We start from the raw sequence: 18,682 nt of genomic DNA, 5'->3' as shown, positions 1-18,682 counted from the left end.
CAAAACGGCTCTTCTAACAGAGCCGTTTTTGTATCTCCTACCTTAGTTCCAAAGCGAGGGCTTTTTGTGACAAAACGTCGCGTAGTGGTTACTGGTCTTGGAATGCTTTCACCATTAGGTCTTAATAGCGAAGACACATGGCGCAAATTGCTCGCGGGCGAAAGCGGCATCGGTGAAATCACCCATTTCGATTGTAGTAACTATTCAACCCGTTTCGCAGGTCAAATTAATGATTTTGATCCGCAGGAATACATTGAAAAGAAAGAAACCAAGAAAATGGACCGCTTTATCCAGCTGGGTATAGCAGCAGGCAAGCAAGCCTTGGTCGATTCTGGTTTAACTATTTCACAAGATAATGCGCATCGTGTAGGTGTAGCTATTGGTTCAGGTATTGGTGGTTTAGAACAAATTGAACAAAACCATTTGAAACTGACAAATAGCGGTCCTAAGCGCGTATCGCCATTTTTTGTACCTTCAACCATTACCAACATGATCTCAGGCTTTTTGTCTATCATGGAAGGGTTGAAAGGACCGAATTTAAACGTTGTGACTGCTTGTACAACAGGCGTTCACAACATTGGTATTGCCGCAAGAACAATTGCTTATGGCGATGCTGATGCCATGCTGGCCGGAGGCGCAGAAGCGTCTATTACTCCGCTAGGCATGGCTGGTTTTGCCGCGGCACGTGCGTTGTCATCTCGCAACGACAACCCACAAGCAGCAAGCCGCCCATGGGATAAAGACCGCGATGGTTTTGTCATGGGTGAGGGCGCTGGCGTGGTAATGCTAGAAGAATACGAAGCTGCAAAAGCGCGTGGCGCGACCATTTATGCAGAACTGGTTGGTTTTGGCATGAGCGGCGACGCATACCACATGACTTCTCCACCTGAAGATGGAGAAGGTGCGGCAGCGTCTATGCAAAACGCGATAAATGATGCGAAGTTGGATGCAAGCGAAATCGGCTATGTTAACGCACATGGTACGTCTACGCCTGCAGGTGACATTGCGGAAGTGGCAGCAGTAAAACGCGTGTTCAATGACCATGCTCACAAGCTACTTGTTAGCTCTACCAAGTCAATGACAGGCCATTTGCTAGGGGCCGCCGGTTCAGTTGAGGCAATTTTCACTATTTTGGCACTGCGTGACAAAATGGCGCCGCCAACCATTAACTTGGACGAACCAGGTGAAGGCTGTGACTTAGACTTTGTTGCACACAAAGCAAAAGCATTCAATGAAGACTACGCACTGTGTAACTCATTCGGGTTTGGCGGTACGAACGGCTCATTGATTTTCAAGCGTATCTAATACGGCGTAACTAATATAGCGTACTTATCGCTGATTAAGTGAACTTCACGTATATTTAAAAGGCAGCTTCGGCTGCCTTTTGTTGTTTATACAGTTATATCTCACAGTAAATATCATAAAACTCAGGTCTCTTTGAGCACAGCTACAGCCAAATCAATTCAGCTAGACGTTGTCTGACCAACGCAAGTTGGTATACTTCCAACAACCACAATAACGGCGAACAAGAGTAGGCAGTGAGAATTATTCCTAGCGCTACGCCTATTTCATCAAGTGACAGGGCGTTTAATTATGGCGACGGTGTGTTTACCACATTGTTGGTAAGTGAACATCAAGTAAAATTATTGCCTTATCATATTTCACGTTTAGAGCACGATGCGGCAGCCATCAAGCTCAATATCGATATCCGCGCGCTTGAAGCCGCAATTGCTGAACAGGTTAAGACGATAAAGAGCGGTTCAGGTGATAACGCTTCTCCAAAATATGTGCTAAAAGTTCACGTGTCGGGAGGTCAAGCCGGAAGGGGGTATGCGCGAAGCGAAGACAGTGAAGCATTAGTCAGATTTAGCCAGCACCCTTACCCTGTCCATTACGATAGTCTTGCGAATGAAGGGGCAACGGTAATATGCGCTCAAACGCGGTTAGCCATTCAACCATTGCTTGCGGGTGTAAAGCATATGAACAGGCTAGAACAAGTCTTAATTAAGCACGAAGTAGACGACGCTGGCGTACACGATGCTATTGTTTGCGATACCCAAGATAACATTATTGAAGCGAGTGCTGGCAATGTATTTTTCTACCTCAATGAACAATGGTATACCCCGTCTTTGAAGGGAAGCGGTGTCAATGGCGTAGTCAGGCAGTGTCTTATTGATTCGCTGTTAAACGACAATTGTTCGCTTCACGTGGGGGAATATGACCTTTCTTATTTGCGAAAAGCGAGTGCAGTGGTAATTACCAATGCACTAATGGGCGTAATGCCGGTACAGAAAATACAAATGCCGGATTTCTCTTATGTCGATTTTGATGTAAGAAGCGATGCGATTGTAGCGCTAAAGACACGGCTTCAGACTGCGCTTCAAAATTAACTAAAACGCACTTCTCACAACGGGGTTCGTCAACGTTTTACGAGCTTCACCAGATTAGTAGTAAAAAGAAATAAAATGGAATGTAAAGCAATGAAGAAAGGGGAAGTTCAAGCATGAAGCGGGTAATTGTTATTCTATTATCTCTTGTCATGCTTGCCGTTGTTGGGGCAGCCTCTGGCGTAATGTATGTCTCGAGCAAGGTTACCAATGAACTAGCATTAAAAAGTGAAACCTTATTTACGATAGAGAGCGGCAGTAACGCTTATCGTACCGTGAAACACTTGCGTAAAATAGGCATGACCGATGTGTCGCCCTTTGTTGCTAAGGTGTGGCTCAAATTCTTTGCAGGCAGTACGTCTGTTAAGTCTGGCACCTACATGCTGCGCCCAGGGCAGTCACTAGTAGATGTGTTTACCTTGTTTACTGAGGGCGATGAGCACCTCTTCGCAGTGAGTCTAGTTGAAGGGCTAACTCTTGCACAGTGGCTTGAGGCGCTTAAACAAAACACAGATTTGGTGTTTGATTTAAATGAAGGGAAATTAAACCAGCTCACTCAGGATAATGGTGTAGATTGGTGTTGCGAAAACGTTTCGCAGACAGAGGGCGTATATTTGGCTGATACGTATTTCTTTACCAAAGGCACAACCGCAAGCGAGGTATTGAAAAGAGCACACCGCGCGCTAATTGACTTTGTTTCTAGCGAATGGGAATTACGGGATGCCGAACTGCCGTTAGCCACACCTTACGAGGCTCTTATCTTAGCGAGTATCATTGAAAAAGAAACGGCTGTGCCTGCGGAACGTGACATGATTTCAGGCGTTTTCGTCAATAGGCTAAACAGAAATATGCGTCTTCAAACTGATCCCACCGTGATTTATGGTATCGGTCCTACGTTTGACGGAAACATTACCCGTAAGCACTTGCGAACAGCAACGCCTTACAATACCTATGTTATTAAAGGGCTCCCACCTACGCCTATCGCGATGGCAGGCAAGGCCGCCATTCACGCTGCGTTGCACCCACTGACAACGGATGCACTCTATTTTGTGGCGAAGGGCGATGGCAGCCATCAATTTTCTACGACACTAGCTGAACACAATGCAGCTGTGCGAAAATACCAGTTAAAACGATAGCCGTATTGATGCAGACAACCGATACGTTATAGCTAAACAAAAAACAGAGTTTAAAAAGTAATGCGCGGAAAGTTTATTGTAGTTGAAGGCCTTGAAGGGGCAGGAAAAAGCTCAGTAATAGGGCTAATTGTTCAAGCATTAAAAGACGCGGGAAAGCGCGTTGAGCAAACTCGTGAGCCGGGCGGCACACCTATGGCTGAAGCTATTCGAGAATGTGTAAAACACGACTGGGATGAGACCGTTAGTGAGGAGACTGAACTACTTCTTATGTATGCGGCGCGTGTGCAATTACTTACCAATAAAATCTTACCATCACTTGATGCTGGTGCGTGGGTGGTAGGTGACAGACACGACCTGTCATCTCAAGCCTATCAAGGCGGTGGTCGGGGCGTCAGTGGAAAAACAATGTCGGCCATCAGCGATATCGCCCTTAAAGGGTTTAAGCCAGATTTAACTTTATATCTGGATGTCGAGCCTGCGGTTGGACTAGAGCGCGCCCGTGGGCGAGGGGAGCTTGACCGCATTGAGCAAGCGGGGCTCGCCTTTTTCGAACGAACTCGTGCAAAATACTTGTCTCTTGCTAAGCAAGATGAATCTATCGTCGTGGTCAGTGCAATGCAGCCTATGGAAAAGGTTCATCAAGACGTGATTGCGATTATCAATGACTATGTGACGAACACAAGTAGCGAAAGCCAGCAGGGGAAAGGTTAATGCAAGTAATGCCTTGGTTTGCTACAACGTTCTCGACGTTACTGTCGCGATATATGGCAAAGAAACTACACCATGGTTTATTGCTGACAGGGCCAAAGGGAATTGGAAAATACCAACTCGCGTTAGGGTTAAGCAATGCGCTATTGTGTAAGCAGCCAAGCATAAATGGGCCATGTGAACAGTGTCAAAGTTGCCATTTGAAGCAAGCTGGAAACCACCCAGACTTTCATGTTTTAGAAAGTGAAAAGCAGTTAGGTGTGGATAAAATTCGCGAGGGCATTGGTAAGCTATCAGGTACTGCGCAAATGGGGGGCAATAAAGTGTTGTTGATTCCCCGTGCCGATACCATGACGGAAGCGGCAGCTAATGCACTGTTGAAAACCTTAGAAGAACCCACAAATAATACCTTCTTGCTGCTGATCACTGACAGTATCAATAAAATTATGCCGACCATATTAAGTCGATGTGAACGGCAGATACTCTCACTCCCGTCAGTGTCAGATAGTTTGAACTACTTAAACGCTAAGGGCGTAGAAGATGCAAGCGAAGCGTTACTGGCAGCTTATGGCTATGCTCCTCTTCGCGTAGAAGAGGCCCTCAGTGGTGAAGAAGACATTAGCTATCGCAATTTTAGCGATGGTATGCAAGCGCTCTTAGCAGGCGATGCAAATTTGCAAGTACAAACGCTTGCGAATAAGTGGCAGGACAATGCGCCTCAAATCGCATTGTGGTGTCAACAGATGGCCCATGACGAATACATAAAACGTCAACAGGCTGTTGATTTTAAACGCTATGAAGCGTGTGTTGATGCGGTAAGAACGCTGCAGCACGCAGGTGTTAACAAATCAATGGTACTTTTTGGGTTACTAAAGCAATTTCAACGTTAATAGGCAAACGCTGGCTTGTCGAAGCCCTTTTGTCTAACAGCAATTTTTTAAAACAGGTGTAGTTTGTTCGTAGATTCTCATTGTCACTTAGACCGACTTAAGCAAGGGCCAGAAGAGCTGGCTGAAACCTTAAATTTCGCAAGAACCCGAGGTGTTGAACACTTCCTTTGTGTGTGCGTATCTGTTGGTGATTACGACAGCATGTTAGCAGCTGTAAGTCAGTTTGAAGATGTATCAGTATCTTGTGGTGTGCACCCACTACATCAAGATGAAGCGTGTAGCTATGAAGAACTGTTAGAGAAGGCGCAGCGTGAAGAAGTGGTAGCCATTGGCGAAACTGGGCTGGACTATTTTTATAGTCCGGAAAGTAAAGAAGTCCAGCTAACGTCTTTCGTCGACCACATCAAAGTAGCTAACGAAACTAAAAAGCCGTTAATAATTCATACGCGGGATGCAAGGGAAGACACCATTAACTTACTCCGCCAACACAAAGCTGCGCACACCAAAGGTGTTTTGCATTGCTTTACTGAGTCATTAGACATGGCGCTGGCAGCAATAGAGATGGACTTCTATATCTCTATTTCAGGCATCGTAACCTTTAATTCAGCAGATGAATTGCGTGAAGTGGTAAAAGCGATCCCTTTAGAGCGACTACTTATTGAAACTGACTCACCATGGCTTGCGCCAGTTCCTCATCGAGGTAAACAAAACCAACCAGGTTACGTGGTAGAAGTGGCAGAATTTATTGCTGAGCTTAAAGGCGTGACGGTAAAAGAACTAGCGGAAATTACCACGCAAAACTTCTACTCCCTGTTTTTTTTAGCTGCGAAGAAGAAAGCCGCGTAGCGGTAAGTATAGGCGATTTTACTCTCGGAGGTGGTTATGCCCCAGTGGCGACAAGGGTTGACAAAGAGTCTTCACCAAACCCGCAGTATGCCAGAAAGTCGTTACTTTCAGTTAGCTACTGTGGACGGTAGTGGTGTACCGTACTGCCGTACCGTGGTTTTTAGAGGGATCACCGACGACAACCAACTGGTGGTTATTTCTGACACCCGCTCAGATAAATATGACCAGCTTGGCCAGAATCCTCACTCGCAGGTTTGTTGGTATTTTTCTAAAACCAGGGAGCAATATCGCTTCTCTTGTACTGCAACAATAATAACGTTACATCAAGATGCTGACTTAGTTACTCAGCACTGGAATAAATTGTCAGATGCAGGCAAAAAGCAGTTTTTGTGGGGCGAGCCCGGCACGCCAAGAAACGATGGTTCGGCACTACAGGTTGAAGGGGATTTTGGTGTAGTTCCACCTCATTTTTGCGTGATCATGCTAGCTATTGATAGCGTAGATTACCTGAATTTGAGAGGTAACCCTCAAAGTCGAGAGTGGCATCAAAAAGACGGAAATGGCAACTGGGTTAGCCAGTCATTGATACCGTAGGTAACCACCTCTAGTCTCTAAGTAGGCACATATTAAGTGCGTGATACTGCCTATTCTGGGCACCACCTAAGTCAGCAGTATACAAACCGGCGACCTAAGCAAAAAGTAAGCCCTCTCTAGCTCGGATAGACGCGATAACGCATTGGCAAATGAGAGGGCGCCGATCACCTAGAAAAGTCGCTCACCTAGAAAATATGAGAAATTGGTGTATCACCTTTGAACAAATAGGTGATTAAATCATCATTGCTTTCTCTTGCAACGCTTTCGACAATAGCTGTCGCTACATCTTCTCTTGGTATTACAGCATCGTCCCTATTGCTTGGCATATCGGTTCGTACTAAATGCGTGCCCGGTTCATTTAATAAAGTGCCAGGTCGAAGTATTACGTGATGTAAGCCGCTATTAATTAGATGCTCGTCGGCCATGTGTTTGGCAACCAAATATGGTTTTATTGCTGACTCCACGGCGTCAGGATCGTCTGCACCAATAGAACTAACCATAACAAATTTGGGTGTCCCCGCCGCTTTTGCATAGTTAACCGCGTTGCGGGCCGCCCAAAGATCAATCAAAAGTGTTTTATCTGCGCCGGTGCTACCGCCAGAACCTGCTGTGAATACCGCAACGTCCACACCTTCAAAGTGTGCTGAAAAATCTTTTTCTAAATCCTGCTCAACCACTGTGAGGTTGGCATTTTGGATATCTGACAGTTTGTCTGGGCTTCTTACTGGCGCTACGACTTTGTGACCAGCATCCAACAATTTCACTGTTGCTTGCTTACCAATTTGGCCTGATGCGCCGATTACTAATACATTTGCCATGTTTTCATCCTCCTTGTGGGTGATATCGCTCATCTTAAGCTACTTAAGAATTCACAATACATAGGTGGGTAAAAAGGAAAGCGATCAATTACTGCGATAAAATGCATGACAAAACGTTTGCCTGCATGCATTGCCATTTAAACGGCAATGCAATGGGGGGAAGAGAAACTAAAGGGTACGATGATGAGCCAGCGGCTATTTTATCACCGCATTTCGGCCTGATTCTTTGCCGACATATAGCTTTTTATCGATGGCGTGGATGCAAGCCTCGACGCTATCGTAATCTCGTATATCCGCTACACCACAGGTTATGGTAGCCGATACAGAGTAGGGGGGAGCATCGATTTCGTAATCCGCGACAGTTTTACGTAGCTTTTCTGCCACCCAAAATGCTTCTTGTACCTTTAATGAAGGCAGCAATATAAGAAACTCCTCACCGCCCCATCGCGCAATTACGTCACTTTCTCTTAAACTATCTTCCAGGATCCTAGCTATTTTGACCAGTACTGTGTCACCCACATGATGACCGTATTCATCGTTAATACGCTTGAAGAAATCAATATCAACAATTAGCAAGGAGAAAGTATGATTATGGCGCTTATAATTTTGCCATGCTGCCTTGGCTCTTTGTGTAAAGTAGCGACGATTTTTGAGACCCGTCAATGCGTCCTGAGTTGAAAGCTGCGTTAACTTTTCTACGACCGCCTCTAAGTCTCGGGTTTTTTCCTCAACTTTTAGTGCAAGTTCAGCAGAGCGCTTTTTCAACGATGCTATCCTCAGCCACACCATCGATGAAATCAACAGCATGCCTAGCAGGGTAATCGCCACACGCCATATAGGCTTATCCCACCATGGTGGAACTACAACTATTTCAAGTTGCGCTGCATTGGTGCTCCATTCATTCTCTTGATTTATAGCTTTAACAGTGAAGCGGTAGCGTCCTGGGTCCAAGTTGGTGTAGGTGGCCGTTCTTGTCTTGTAGTCAGTAAAGCGCCAGCTGTTCTCAAAGTCTGCGAGTTTATAGGCATACGTAAGTTCGTTTGCATTCATATAATCAGTGGCGGCAAATTCAATCGTGAGCGCAATATCATTATGTTTAAGTTCGATTACCTCGTCTAGGCGCTGTCTTTGCTGATAGGTTGTTCCGTTTTGCTCGTTCCTACTCACCGTTTCAACGTTTGTGAGGTGCACTCCAGGTGACCACTTTACATTTGCCACTTGTGAGGGAGTAAATTGTGTTAAGCCTTCCGCTCCACCAAACATTATTGTGTTATTTTCAGTTACGGTGACAGAGCCAATATAGTAACCCGTAGACAGTGCGCCGTTTTCTGCACCGAAATAAGAAAGGGTAGACAAGTCAGGTGCTAAATACGCAATCCCTTCAATTGTAGAGATCCAAAGTCCATATTCATCATCTTCAACAATTGCCCCGATGGATACATTGCTCAATCGACTTTCAGGCTTAATTTGTGTCACTTTAATCGTTGATAAATCACTGCCTTCTTTAGACATAAAGAAGAGTCCAGCTGCTTGCGTTCCAACCCAATAACCACCGCGTTTTGACTGAGAAATCCACGTCACTACAGTTTGATCTGATATCTTGTCCGTAAACTCACTGACGCTGGTCAAGTCTCCAGTCAGTTTATTCGCAACAAATAAACCGGATACCGTACTTAACCATGCGTTTTCATTGTCGTCCAAAACAATTCTCGTTGTCAGCGACAATGGCCATTGCTTTATTACCCTATCTTCTGACGGGCGATATACAAACAGCCCATCGCTGTAGCCGCCATACCAAATGTCTCCGTCATCATCGATATTAATGCTGTAACCCGACTTACCATTCAGCGCAACAAATTCTAGGTTTCTGGTCTGAGGGTTCAGTTTGGCGAGGCCTGTGCGTGTGGTTACCCATAATGCATCGCTTTTCGTATGATAAAACACGCTCAACAGCTTATCGTTAGTGTCTTCGCTACTCGCAAATGCACCATTGGAAGTAAATGGGCCTTCTTGAGTTTTACTTATCGTGTCGTAAAGCCAAAGGCCCTTTTCGTTCGCTACCCATACTTGGTTATCTTTGTAATTCGATAAAGAGGAGATGATTCGTCCTTCGCCTATTTCCTGTGAGTAGAAGTTGCTAAGCAGAGGGTTACTGATCGCAAACCCATCGTCTGTGGTGCCAACGACAACCAGCCCAGCTTTCGTTTGATAAAGGCTTGAAATTCTCTCTTTGGCCGCATCTTTCTCGTTAATCGGTGCACGCAGCACAGAGTTGGGGTTATGTGACGTTAAAATATTCAGCCCACGCTGAGTAGAAACCCATATATCACCGTTGTCCTTTAATAAGATGTCTGTAACGTAGTTATCAGATAATCCGTGAGTTTCAGAGGTACAGCTTTTGTCGATGGTAGTGCTTTGTTCGTCGGGATTGAACAAACATGCGCCGTGGGTAGCGGTGCCCAACCAGAATCGAGATTTCTCTGCTGCCACCAGTCGAGTAAAGTTCATGTTTTCAAAAGCCACTAACTCAAGAGACTTCTTAAACGGATCAAGTTTATAAAGGCCCGAGGTGGAAGTGACATAAAGGGTGTTGCCGATAAGTTCTATGTCTGTCAGCGTACTCGTGGTACTGGGAAGGTAGCTGACCAGTTCTACACTGTCTGATTCTGGAGAGTATGTGTAAAGGTTTCGCTCAGAGACTATCCAAAGCTGGCCATTGTGGGTGGTCTTGATCCTATTAATTACCTGTTTATTGAAAGGCTCTGACGCCGGTAACGTGTAGTGCTTGAACGACTCAGTATCAACATCTATACGGCTCAGCCCGCTGTATGTCCCCACCCACAGGTATTGACCGTCTAAGCTTGCCTCTATCTGAAGGGCGAACAGGGTCTGGAGGCCTGTTGACTTGTCTTCACCCCACAAGCCGAAGTTTCGAAATGTATAGCCGTCAAATTTATCGACACCAGACTGCGATGCCAACCACAGAAAACCATACTTATCTTCCGCAATATCTGAAATGGATACGTGGGCGATACCACTATCCATATTGTAGGAGTGAAACGCTGGGGCAATAGGTTTCGCGCGTGCAGGTAGGCTGCAAGTTGCAGTAAAAACTATGAAAAGCGAAAGTACCAACAGGGTGCGCATAATATAATCAAAAATTACATAAAATTTATACACTAACGTTACGCTAATCTACCGCTCTTACAATGGTACAAAAGTTTAAATTCAACAAAAAAAGCCTCGAAATTCGAGGCTTTTTGGACTGCATTAATTATGTTAGCCAGTGGCTAATCATAACGGATATAGTTACCAGCCACACTGGCGTGTAGCATTTTGCTCATCTAACCACGTTTTTAGTGGCGCAAAGTAGTCAGCGATAGTACTGGCATCCATTTGCGATGAGCCTGTCAGTGTTTCTAACGCATTTTGCCAAGGTTGGCTCATACCCATCTCTAGCATTTCGTTAAGTGCTTTACCGGCTTCTTCACTGCCGTAGATAGAACAACGGTTAAGCGGGCCCTCATCACCTGCAATGTCACACAGTGCTTTATGGAACTGGAATTGAAGGATATGCGCTAGGAAATAGCGTGTATAAGGTACGTTCGCAGGCACGTGATATTTTGCACCCGGATCAAACGCGTCGGCGCTGCGCTCAACAGGCGCCATCACACCCTGATACTTTTCTCTCAATTCCCACCATAGTTGATTGTATTGTTCAGGTGTTACTTCACCTGACATCACTTTCCAGCGCCATTGGTCAACCATCAGACCAAAGGGAATGAAGGCAATCTTGTCTAACGCAACTTGCATTAACATACCGATATCGTTTGATGCGTCTGGGATCTCATCAATTAACTCGATTTGCTTAAGGTACTTAGGTGTTATTGATAAAGCGATGGTGTCGCCAATAGCCTCGTGGAAGCCGTCGTTTGCCGAACCACGGTAAAGAAGTGGTTGGTCTTTATAAGCGCGTTGATAGTAGTTGTGACCTAATTCGTGGTGAATAACGTTAAATTCTTCGCCAGTCTTTTGAATACACATCTTTATACGAAGATCGTCTTTGTCATCTAAATCCCACGCAGAGGCATGACACTGAACGTCACGGCCTTCAGGCTTTTGAAACATAGAGCGTTCCCAAAAGGTATCTGGAAGTTCTTCAAAGCCAAGTGATGAGAAAAATGACTCTGCTTGTTTAACCATGGCGATTTCGTCATACCCCTGTTCAGCTAATGCGCCTGTAACATCAGGAACTTTCATTTCTTGCTGAGGTTTAACGATATCGTAAATATTCCCCCACGACTGTGCCCACATGTTACCTAATAAATGGGCTGGGATTGGTTTGTCTTGAGGTACTACGTCTTCGCCATAGTGTTCACCTAGCTTAGCGCGCACATGGCAATGTAGTGACTCGTAGAAAGGCTCTACTTGCGTCCATAAGCGATCCAACTCCTTGGGAAATTCATCTGCTGGCATGTCGTACTTTCCACGCCACAAGGCGCTGACGTTCTCAAAACCTAGCTCTGTAGCACCTTCATTGGCAAGCGATACTTGTTCTGCATAGAGTCCTGCCATTGGTTTAGATACTTCACGCCAGCCTGTCCAATATTCTAGTAGCTTGTCAGCATCGCGTAGGGTGGCCATTTCAGAGCTCATTTCAACCAAGCTTTTGCACGTACCATCTTCGCTGCAATACTCACCAGAGCCGTACATGGCACTTAAGTCAGAACCAATTTTTGCAAGCCGCTCTGCTTTTTCCGCATCTGCCGGCGGCGGCATTGTTAAACTGTTTTTAAGTAGGTCAAGCTGTCTGCGGGTGTCGGCATCTACGTCTACATCGTTAAATTTCGCCGCTTCTTTAGCTAACTTTGCAACCTTGGTAGAAAGCACTTCATTAAAGTAAGCACTGACTGCTGCTGTATCGAAATTGATATTCGTGGCGTAGCTCCACTCGGCGTGCGCGGCAGGAACTTGCATTTTTGCAATATCATTTTGCGCCTGTGTTAAAAACTGCTTGGCGTCTTGTGCAGTGAGTTGCGGTTTAGTTTCTGTCTGTGTTGTACTTTCGTCACATCCCATAAGCGAAACGCTTACCAATGCTGCTATCAGAGTACGTTTGTGATTGAGCATACTTTGTCCTTTAATTATTGTGTTTTTTTACGTGAATCGACGTTCACATAGACATGCTCTTGCATTGTGTAACGCTGTGTTGCTTTTGTAAAATAAATTCGATATTACTCTCACAAAAGCACTGGCTTTTTTAGGCAATTTATAACTAGCAATGCGAACGGTTGGGGCCTATTTTTAAATTTACCTCAACACCTGACGAAAAGTTTTTTAATAATGGGTCAAAGTAATGCAAAACAATGACAATGTAACGTCTGCTACACCTGATTTAGAAAGGTTGTTTATTTACGGAAGCCTTGCTCCTAATTGTCCAAATCACCATATCGTCGCTCATATTGGTGGCCAGTGGCAGTCTGGTACGGTAGAAGGGCACTTAGTTCAACAAGGGTGGGGAGCAGTTATGGGGTTTCCAGGAATTGTTATTTCTGATCTAACTAAAGCAAAAGAAGAGGTGAAGGGCATGATGCTAACGTCTTCTCAACTTGCCGAAAACTGGACCATGCTGGATGAGTTTGAAAGTGAGCAATATGAGCGGGTCATAGTTCCTGTTAAGCTTGATGCCGGTCACACTGAAAACGCCTATATTTATCAAATCAAACCAACGCAATAAAAAGGACCATTATGTCAACGGAAGAACCACTCTACTGGGGCTTGAACGCTCGAAGCTACTGTACACTCATTCATGTTTCTCAGTTATCCAGTTTCATTATACCTGGCTTAGGTATCATATTGCCTATCGTGCTATGGATTGCTCACAAAGATCAAAACGAAGACATCAATCAGCACGGCAGGGTGACAGCGAATTGGTTAATAAGCTTGCTCATTTACTCTGTTATTTGTTTTGTCTTGACGCTGATTATCATAGGAGCGCTAGGCTTCATCGCTCTTGGATTGATGAACATCGTCTTTGCTATTGTGGCAGCAGTCAAAGCGAACAAAGGGGAGTTGTGGGTGTATCCGCTAAGCTTTGAGTTTTTTAAACGTTAACCTAAAGAATCCTACGTCACGTCTAGCAAGAAAAACTGCGACCTAAGATCGCTTTCGAAGGGCGTTTCCATGTTGAAACGCCTTCGTGCTTATCCCATTGCAGATACTGCAATTGCCAGCGTGAACAATAACGCGATGTGTTTTGGTTTTAAAAGCATGTTCACCTCTTTCCTGTGACTTCTTCTACCTGTGGTAATCTTGAAGATAGTTTTCAAATAGGTGTCGCGCTATTCACAATTAATATAATTAACTCATATGTCGCTAATGTCATTACGAGGGCGTTGCTTTTTCAAAAGCGCTATGTCGTCGGTTAGCACTTATCTATGCGGATTGGTATAAATATTTGATTCGTAGAATACTATTGCTGCGTGTGCGATAGAGTAAAAAAGAATAGTAAACGCAAAGAATGGCTTTAAATAAAAGATTAACCTGATAGACGAGTACTCGCCTAAAAATTACTTAGCGCTGAAGCGGTGACTTGGCAGTGCGCTATGAATAAGGTATTGGCTTTTGGATTGTTTGGTGGTTTGAAGCGAAACATCAGTACCGCGCTTTACTGTGCTTAGTGCTAGCGGTTTATTTTGACGTTGCTTCTTTAATAGTTGGGAAGAAGGCACTTCCTTCATATTTACAAGCGTAGATTGGGCTTCTTGCGCAATACTAACGTTAATCAACGAATAGGTTATACAAAGTGTAGTAGCTAAAAAAATGTTTTTACTTGGCTTTTTCATCACATTTTTCTCTTTTTGTTCAACTTAATCGCTAAATAAAATTATTGGGTTTTACTTGATGGGGGTCGATTGCAGAGGCGGTTGCACTCGCCTCATTCATCGATTTTGTTTGTTCCTCTTCATTACACCTAAAGTAGAACGAAAGAGAAACATGATGAGTCATACAAAGGTATGTCAAAAAATACCTTTGCATGTATTTCGAAACTGCGAGATAAAAATTACCACGCTGTAACACCACCATCTACTGCTATGGTTTGCCCGTTCATGTAAGAGTTGCCAGGGGAAAGCATCAGCATCATGGTGTTAACGATTTCTTGCGGTTCGCCTAGACGTTTCATAGGACTTCCCATGCCTAGTTGCTCGCGCGCTTCAGGGGTGTTGTACCCGTCTACGTTCAAAATATTGGTAGGACTATAGAATGGGCAAATTGCATTAACGCGAACATTCTTTCGGCCGTATTCCACCGCGGCTGTGCGGGTTATCCCCGAAACCGCGTGTTTTGCTGCAGCATAAGCACCGCCTTTAGGGGCTCCACCTAGTCCTGCAAGTGAGCTTACATTTAAAACGTGCCCTTGCTTTTGTGCAAGCATAACGGGTATTTGGTACTTCATTCCAAACATAACGCCTTTTACATTCACAGCGAACTGCGAGTCCATGATTTCCTCTGTCATTTGATGAATTGGTGCAGGGTTATGCGCTATGCCTGCATTATTTACGGCTATATCCAGTTTGCCAAAGGTTTCAATGGCTGTTTCAACCAGCGCCTTATTTAGCGACTCGCTAGCAATATTACCCGCTAGCACCACGACATCAGTGAGTGCTTTTACATCCTTTTTCGTTTCCTCAAGGGCGGTTTCGTTAATGTCTGAAAGAACGAGTTTTGCTCCTCGGTTGGCAAGACCTAGCGATAACAAGCGGCCAAAGCCACTGCCTGCGCCGGTAATTAATACAACTTGCCCTGAAAAGTCGAGTAGAGCATCCATGGTAATCTCCTATTGGTAACTGTTTAATGTTTTTTGAAACGTGGCTATTTCAGCTGCGTTTGGTTTATAAATTGAATGAGTAATTTGGCTAGCATTTCCCCTTGGTCTTCCTGGATAAAGTGACCACCGTTTTCTACAAGGGTATGAGCCATGCCGCTGCTGCCAGGAATGAGCTTTTGAAATACCTTATCGCCACCTTTAGTGACAGGGTCGCTATCACCGAAAGCCGTAACAAAAGGTTTGTTATATTGCTTTAGCTTTTCCCATGCCTGTCTATTCGCCTGTGCCTCAGCATTGTCTGGGCTTGTAGGAACAAGAATAGGGAACATACGTGCACCTGCTTTAAAGCTTTCGTCTGGAAAAGGGGCGTCGTAAGCAGCAAGCGTCGCCTCATCTAGAACAGTGGTTGTGGCGTTTTGAATGATCGTAGATGTGGGAAATACGGCGACATCCTGTGAGAATCGGCGCCATTTGATGAAAGCATCACTTGGCGGGTGGTCGCCAGTGGGCAAACCGGTATTAGACACCATTACACCCGAAAAACGCTCAGGCATATCGGCGACAAGTCGCAGGCCTAGTAGACCTCCCCAGTCTTGACAAAATAGTGTAACGGGGCCTTTAGTAGCCTGTGAAAACCAGTCTTTTAGCCATATCACATGACGAGCGTAGGAGTAGTCCTCCTTTCTTACTGGTTTATCTGAGCGCCCAAAACCAATGAGATCCGGCGCGATGACATTGAATCCCGCATCAGCCAATATAGGCATCATCTTGCGGTATAAATAAGCCCACGTCGGTTCGCCGTGTATTAATAGCACGGTATGTCCATCTTTCGGTCCACATTGATAATGGGCCATTGTTATTTCACTGCTTACCGTGTCTGTTACTTCAGTGAAACAGGGGGAGTAGGGAAAGTCAGTGATCGTGTCGAAGGCGCTTTCCGGTGTTTTAAGCACTTGCATAGCCAATCATCCTTTTGTAAATAAAATGTAATTACAAGTGTTGCCTGATTAACAAAAACACCGGTTTTATTTTCTGTCAAATAAACCTTAGGCAAGGTAGGACAGGCTCTGCGCAGAGAAATGAATTCACAAAGGGGCTGGCGGTCAATATTAAATATTATGATAAATGTCTATAACACCAATAAACTTGGATGATTGACAACACTGCAATAACATCCAGTTAACGTGATAAACAGGACATGGTTATGACTGAGATGGAAAATAAAGCCGTAGATTATGCAGTACAACAGGGTGTTGCCACGCTGACAATGCAAAGTGCGCCCGTTAATGCGCTGTCACGCGCTATCAGAGTAGGGTTGATAGAAGGCATAAACAATGCACTAGATGACGACAGCGTAAGTGCCATTGTTATTACTTCTTCACTACCTATTTTTTCGGGGGGAGCTGACATCAGCGAATTCTCTGGTGGCGATTTGTCTCCCATGCTGCCTGAGGTACTAGACAAGATTGAAAATGCGTCTAAGCCGGTTGTTGCTGTTCTCCCTGGACCAGCATTCGGCGGTGGCTTAGAAGTGGCGTTAGCTTGCCATCATCGCATCACCTTTGCCGACAATAAGGTGGGTCTTCCAGAGGTAAATCTAGGCATATTACCGGGCGCAGGCGGTACTCAGCGCCTTCCTCGTTTAGCCGACGCACAAACATCGTTAGAAATGATCGTAACAGGCAAGCCTACGTCGGTGGTCAAACTTCCAGGTGTCTTCGACAAAATTTCTGATAAGCCTGAGCATTTACTTGAAGATACAAAAGCGTATTTACAAGCATTAACGCCAGATAAAGCGATTAAACGCACCAGTGATATCACGCTGTCCATGTCTGACGAAACGCAGGCGGTGTTTGATGCAGTAACTGCACAAACTAAAAAAGCGACTCGTGGTTTCTTTGCTCCATTAAAATGTATCGAAGCGGTACGCGGCGCTTACACGCTTGCTTTTGAAGATGGCCTTAAAAATGAAGGCAAGCTTTTCATGGAGTGTATGAATACGCCACAGGCACGTGCCCAGCAGCATTTCTTTTTTGCTGAACGCGCAGCAGGTCATGTGAGCGATTTCGACAAAAATACTCCTGAGCGCAACATTGATAAAGTTGCGATTATCGGCGCCGGAACAATGGGCGGTGGTATCGCTATGAACTTCGCCAATGCCGGCATTCCAGTCACAATGCTTGAGCTCAAAGAAGAAGCGCTAGAGAAGGGATTAGCGCTTATTAGAAAGAACTACGAAAACTCAGCGAAAAAAGGCAAGTTAACCCAAGAGCAGGTAGAGAGCCGCATGGCACTGCTTTCAGGTACTACGTCGTATGACGACTTAGCTGATGTTGATCTCGTCATCGAAGCCGTTTTCGAGAAGATGGAAGTAAAGAAAACCGTATTCTCGACGCTGGATAAAGTGTGTAAGCCAGGCGCCATTTTGGCTTCAAATACGTCAACACTGGATATAGACGAAATAGCGACAGCCACATCCCGTCCTGAAGATGTAATTGGTCTTCACTTCTTCTCGCCAGCGAATGTGATGAGACTGCTAGAAGTGGTTAAAGCAGAGAAGACATCTGCTGAAGTCATTAAAACCTGCATGAAGATGGCTAAACGCATCAAGAAAGTAGCGGTGTTGGTAGGCGTTTGCTTCGGATTCGTAGGTAACCGCATGATTGAGCCTTACGGCCGTGAAGCTAACCGCTTACTGCTTGAAGGAGCAACACCTGAGCAAGTTGATCGTGTTTTAACCGAGTTTGGCATGCCAATGGGGCCGTTCACTATGGGTGATATGGCTGGATTAGATATTGGTTACTATGTACGACAGTCTCGACAAGAGCACATTGCACACGACCCCGCTTACGGTGCAGTGGCAGATCGCTTGGTAGAAAAGGGGCGCAACGGACTCAAAACCGGACGCGGAGCTTACAACTATGAACCTGGGAGTCGAGTTCCTGTCCCAGATCCAGAAGTACTAGAAATTGCCAAGCAAGAAGCAGAACGTTTAGGCGTGGTTCAGCGTTCAGACATTAGCGATGAGGAAATTCTAGTACGCGTCATGTACTCATTGATCAACGAAGGTGCTGCCATCTTAGAAGAAGGCATTGCAGCTAAATCTAGCGATATCGATGTGATTTATGTTTACGGTTATGGCTTCCCTGTGTATCGCGGCGGCCCTATGCAATATGCCGACGAAGTAGGGCTAGGCACTATTTTAGATAAGCTGACTACCTATCGTGATCAATTGGGTGATTACGGAAAGATGTGGCTTGAACCAAGTGATTTGTTGGTGAAATTGGCCCAAAGCGGCGGCACGTTTAAAAGCTATAAAGCGAAGTAGATAAAGCTCTCGTTAGCGAGAGTTAATCGACGGTGAGAGCTAGCGCTAGCTCTCGTTTCCCGACATCCGAATTTGGTAAAGCTAGGTAACTTCGAGAGGAAGCACGTAGGCCTAGCTAAACTTTGGCTGAACTTTCAGCCCAACTGA

Annotated in this window: 16 protein-coding genes; 10 read left to right on the top strand and 6 right to left on the bottom strand. The window is 45.1% G+C overall.

What is annotated here, in order from left to right:
• Window positions 1-66: 66 nt before the first annotated feature.
• The 7 genes from fabF (at window position 67) to MHM87_RS09940 (ending at window position 6,561) form a co-directional block, all read left to right on the top strand.
• Window positions 67-1,305, top strand: a complete 1,239-nt coding sequence (gene fabF / locus MHM87_RS09970; RefSeq protein ID WP_014949215.1) for a beta-ketoacyl-ACP synthase II — start codon at window positions 67-69, stop codon at window positions 1,303-1,305.
• 233 nt (window positions 1,306-1,538) lie between these two features.
• The gene (gene pabC, locus MHM87_RS09965) at window positions 1,539-2,390 is read left to right on the top strand and encodes an aminodeoxychorismate lyase (protein WP_239219682.1); all 852 of its coding nucleotides are present in this window, start codon (window positions 1,539-1,541) and stop codon (window positions 2,388-2,390) included.
• Window positions 2,391-2,503: 113 nt separating this feature from the next.
• The gene (gene mltG / locus MHM87_RS09960; RefSeq protein ID WP_239219683.1) at window positions 2,504-3,523 is read left to right on the top strand and encodes an endolytic transglycosylase MltG; all 1,020 of its coding nucleotides are present in this window, start codon (window positions 2,504-2,506) and stop codon (window positions 3,521-3,523) included.
• A gap of 60 nt (window positions 3,524-3,583) precedes the next feature.
• Window positions 3,584-4,234 carry a dTMP kinase gene (tmk, locus tag MHM87_RS09955; protein WP_239258865.1) on the top strand — a complete coding sequence of 217 codons (651 nt, stop codon included), beginning with the start codon at window positions 3,584-3,586 and terminating at the stop codon, window positions 4,232-4,234.
• On the top strand, window positions 4,234-5,121 hold the full coding sequence (holB, locus tag MHM87_RS09950; RefSeq protein WP_239241638.1) for a DNA polymerase III subunit delta': 888 nt from the start codon (window positions 4,234-4,236) through the stop codon (window positions 5,119-5,121). Before tmk ends, holB begins: the two co-directional genes overlap by 1 nt.
• A 63-nt stretch (window positions 5,122-5,184) precedes the next feature.
• Window positions 5,185-5,967 (top strand): YchF/TatD family DNA exonuclease, encoded by a 783-nt coding sequence (locus MHM87_RS09945; RefSeq protein WP_239241637.1) that lies wholly within the window; start codon window positions 5,185-5,187, stop codon window positions 5,965-5,967.
• Between the two features lie 36 nt (window positions 5,968-6,003).
• Complete coding sequence (locus MHM87_RS09940; RefSeq protein ID WP_156086316.1) at window positions 6,004-6,561, top strand: pyridoxamine 5'-phosphate oxidase family protein; 558 nt, start codon at window positions 6,004-6,006, stop codon at window positions 6,559-6,561.
• A gap of 185 nt (window positions 6,562-6,746) precedes the next feature.
• Here the strand turns inward: MHM87_RS09940 and MHM87_RS09935 are convergent, their stop codons facing one another.
• The 3 genes from MHM87_RS09935 to MHM87_RS09925 form a co-directional block, all read right to left on the bottom strand.
• Window positions 6,747-7,379, bottom strand: a complete 633-nt coding sequence (locus tag MHM87_RS09935; RefSeq protein ID WP_239241636.1) for an SDR family oxidoreductase — start codon at window positions 7,377-7,379, stop codon at window positions 6,747-6,749.
• A gap of 195 nt (window positions 7,380-7,574) precedes the next feature.
• Complete coding sequence (locus tag MHM87_RS09930; RefSeq protein ID WP_239241635.1) at window positions 7,575-10,526, bottom strand: ligand-binding sensor domain-containing diguanylate cyclase; 2,952 nt, start codon at window positions 10,524-10,526, stop codon at window positions 7,575-7,577.
• Window positions 10,527-10,688: 162 nt separating this feature from the next.
• Window positions 10,689-12,509: a M2 family metallopeptidase gene (locus tag MHM87_RS09925; protein WP_239241634.1), complete on the bottom strand. Its 1,821-nt coding sequence runs from the start codon at window positions 12,507-12,509 to the stop codon at window positions 10,689-10,691.
• 226 nt (window positions 12,510-12,735) lie between these two features.
• Here MHM87_RS09925 and MHM87_RS09920 point away from each other — a divergent pair, with 226 nt between their 5' ends.
• The gene (locus MHM87_RS09920; protein ID WP_049588753.1) at window positions 12,736-13,116 is read left to right on the top strand and encodes a gamma-glutamylcyclotransferase family protein; all 381 of its coding nucleotides are present in this window, start codon (window positions 12,736-12,738) and stop codon (window positions 13,114-13,116) included.
• A gap of 11 nt (window positions 13,117-13,127) precedes the next feature.
• Entirely contained in the window at window positions 13,128-13,493 is a 366-nt protein-coding gene (locus MHM87_RS09915) for a DUF4870 domain-containing protein (protein WP_014949226.1), read from the top strand.
• A gap of 455 nt (window positions 13,494-13,948) precedes the next feature.
• Here the strand turns inward: MHM87_RS09915 and MHM87_RS09910 are convergent, their stop codons facing one another.
• The 3 genes from MHM87_RS09910 to MHM87_RS09900 all read right to left on the bottom strand — a co-directional run bounded on the left by MHM87_RS09910 (window position 13,949) and on the right by MHM87_RS09900 (window position 16,166).
• On the bottom strand, window positions 13,949-14,224 hold the full coding sequence (locus tag MHM87_RS09910) for a hypothetical protein (protein WP_014949227.1): 276 nt from the start codon (window positions 14,222-14,224) through the stop codon (window positions 13,949-13,951).
• A gap of 218 nt (window positions 14,225-14,442) precedes the next feature.
• Window positions 14,443-15,207 (bottom strand): glucose 1-dehydrogenase, encoded by a 765-nt coding sequence (locus tag MHM87_RS09905; RefSeq protein ID WP_014949228.1) that lies wholly within the window; start codon window positions 15,205-15,207, stop codon window positions 14,443-14,445.
• A gap of 44 nt (window positions 15,208-15,251) precedes the next feature.
• Window positions 15,252-16,166, bottom strand: coding sequence for a haloalkane dehalogenase (locus MHM87_RS09900; RefSeq protein WP_014949229.1), 915 nt, complete (start codon window positions 16,164-16,166; stop codon window positions 15,252-15,254).
• A gap of 245 nt (window positions 16,167-16,411) precedes the next feature.
• Here MHM87_RS09900 and MHM87_RS09895 point away from each other — a divergent pair, with 245 nt between their 5' ends.
• Complete coding sequence (locus tag MHM87_RS09895) at window positions 16,412-18,535, top strand: 3-hydroxyacyl-CoA dehydrogenase NAD-binding domain-containing protein (RefSeq protein WP_239241534.1); 2,124 nt, start codon at window positions 16,412-16,414, stop codon at window positions 18,533-18,535.
• Window positions 18,536-18,682: the final 147 nt, after the last annotated feature.

Origin of the sequence: Alteromonas sp. Cnat3-28 (genome assembly GCF_022348265.1) — a bacterium.
In the GTDB taxonomy this organism is placed as follows: domain Bacteria; phylum Pseudomonadota; class Gammaproteobacteria; order Enterobacterales; family Alteromonadaceae; genus Alteromonas; species Alteromonas macleodii.
The sequence above is the reverse complement of the archived record's forward strand: the minus strand, read 5'-3'. Positions and strand labels throughout refer to the sequence as shown.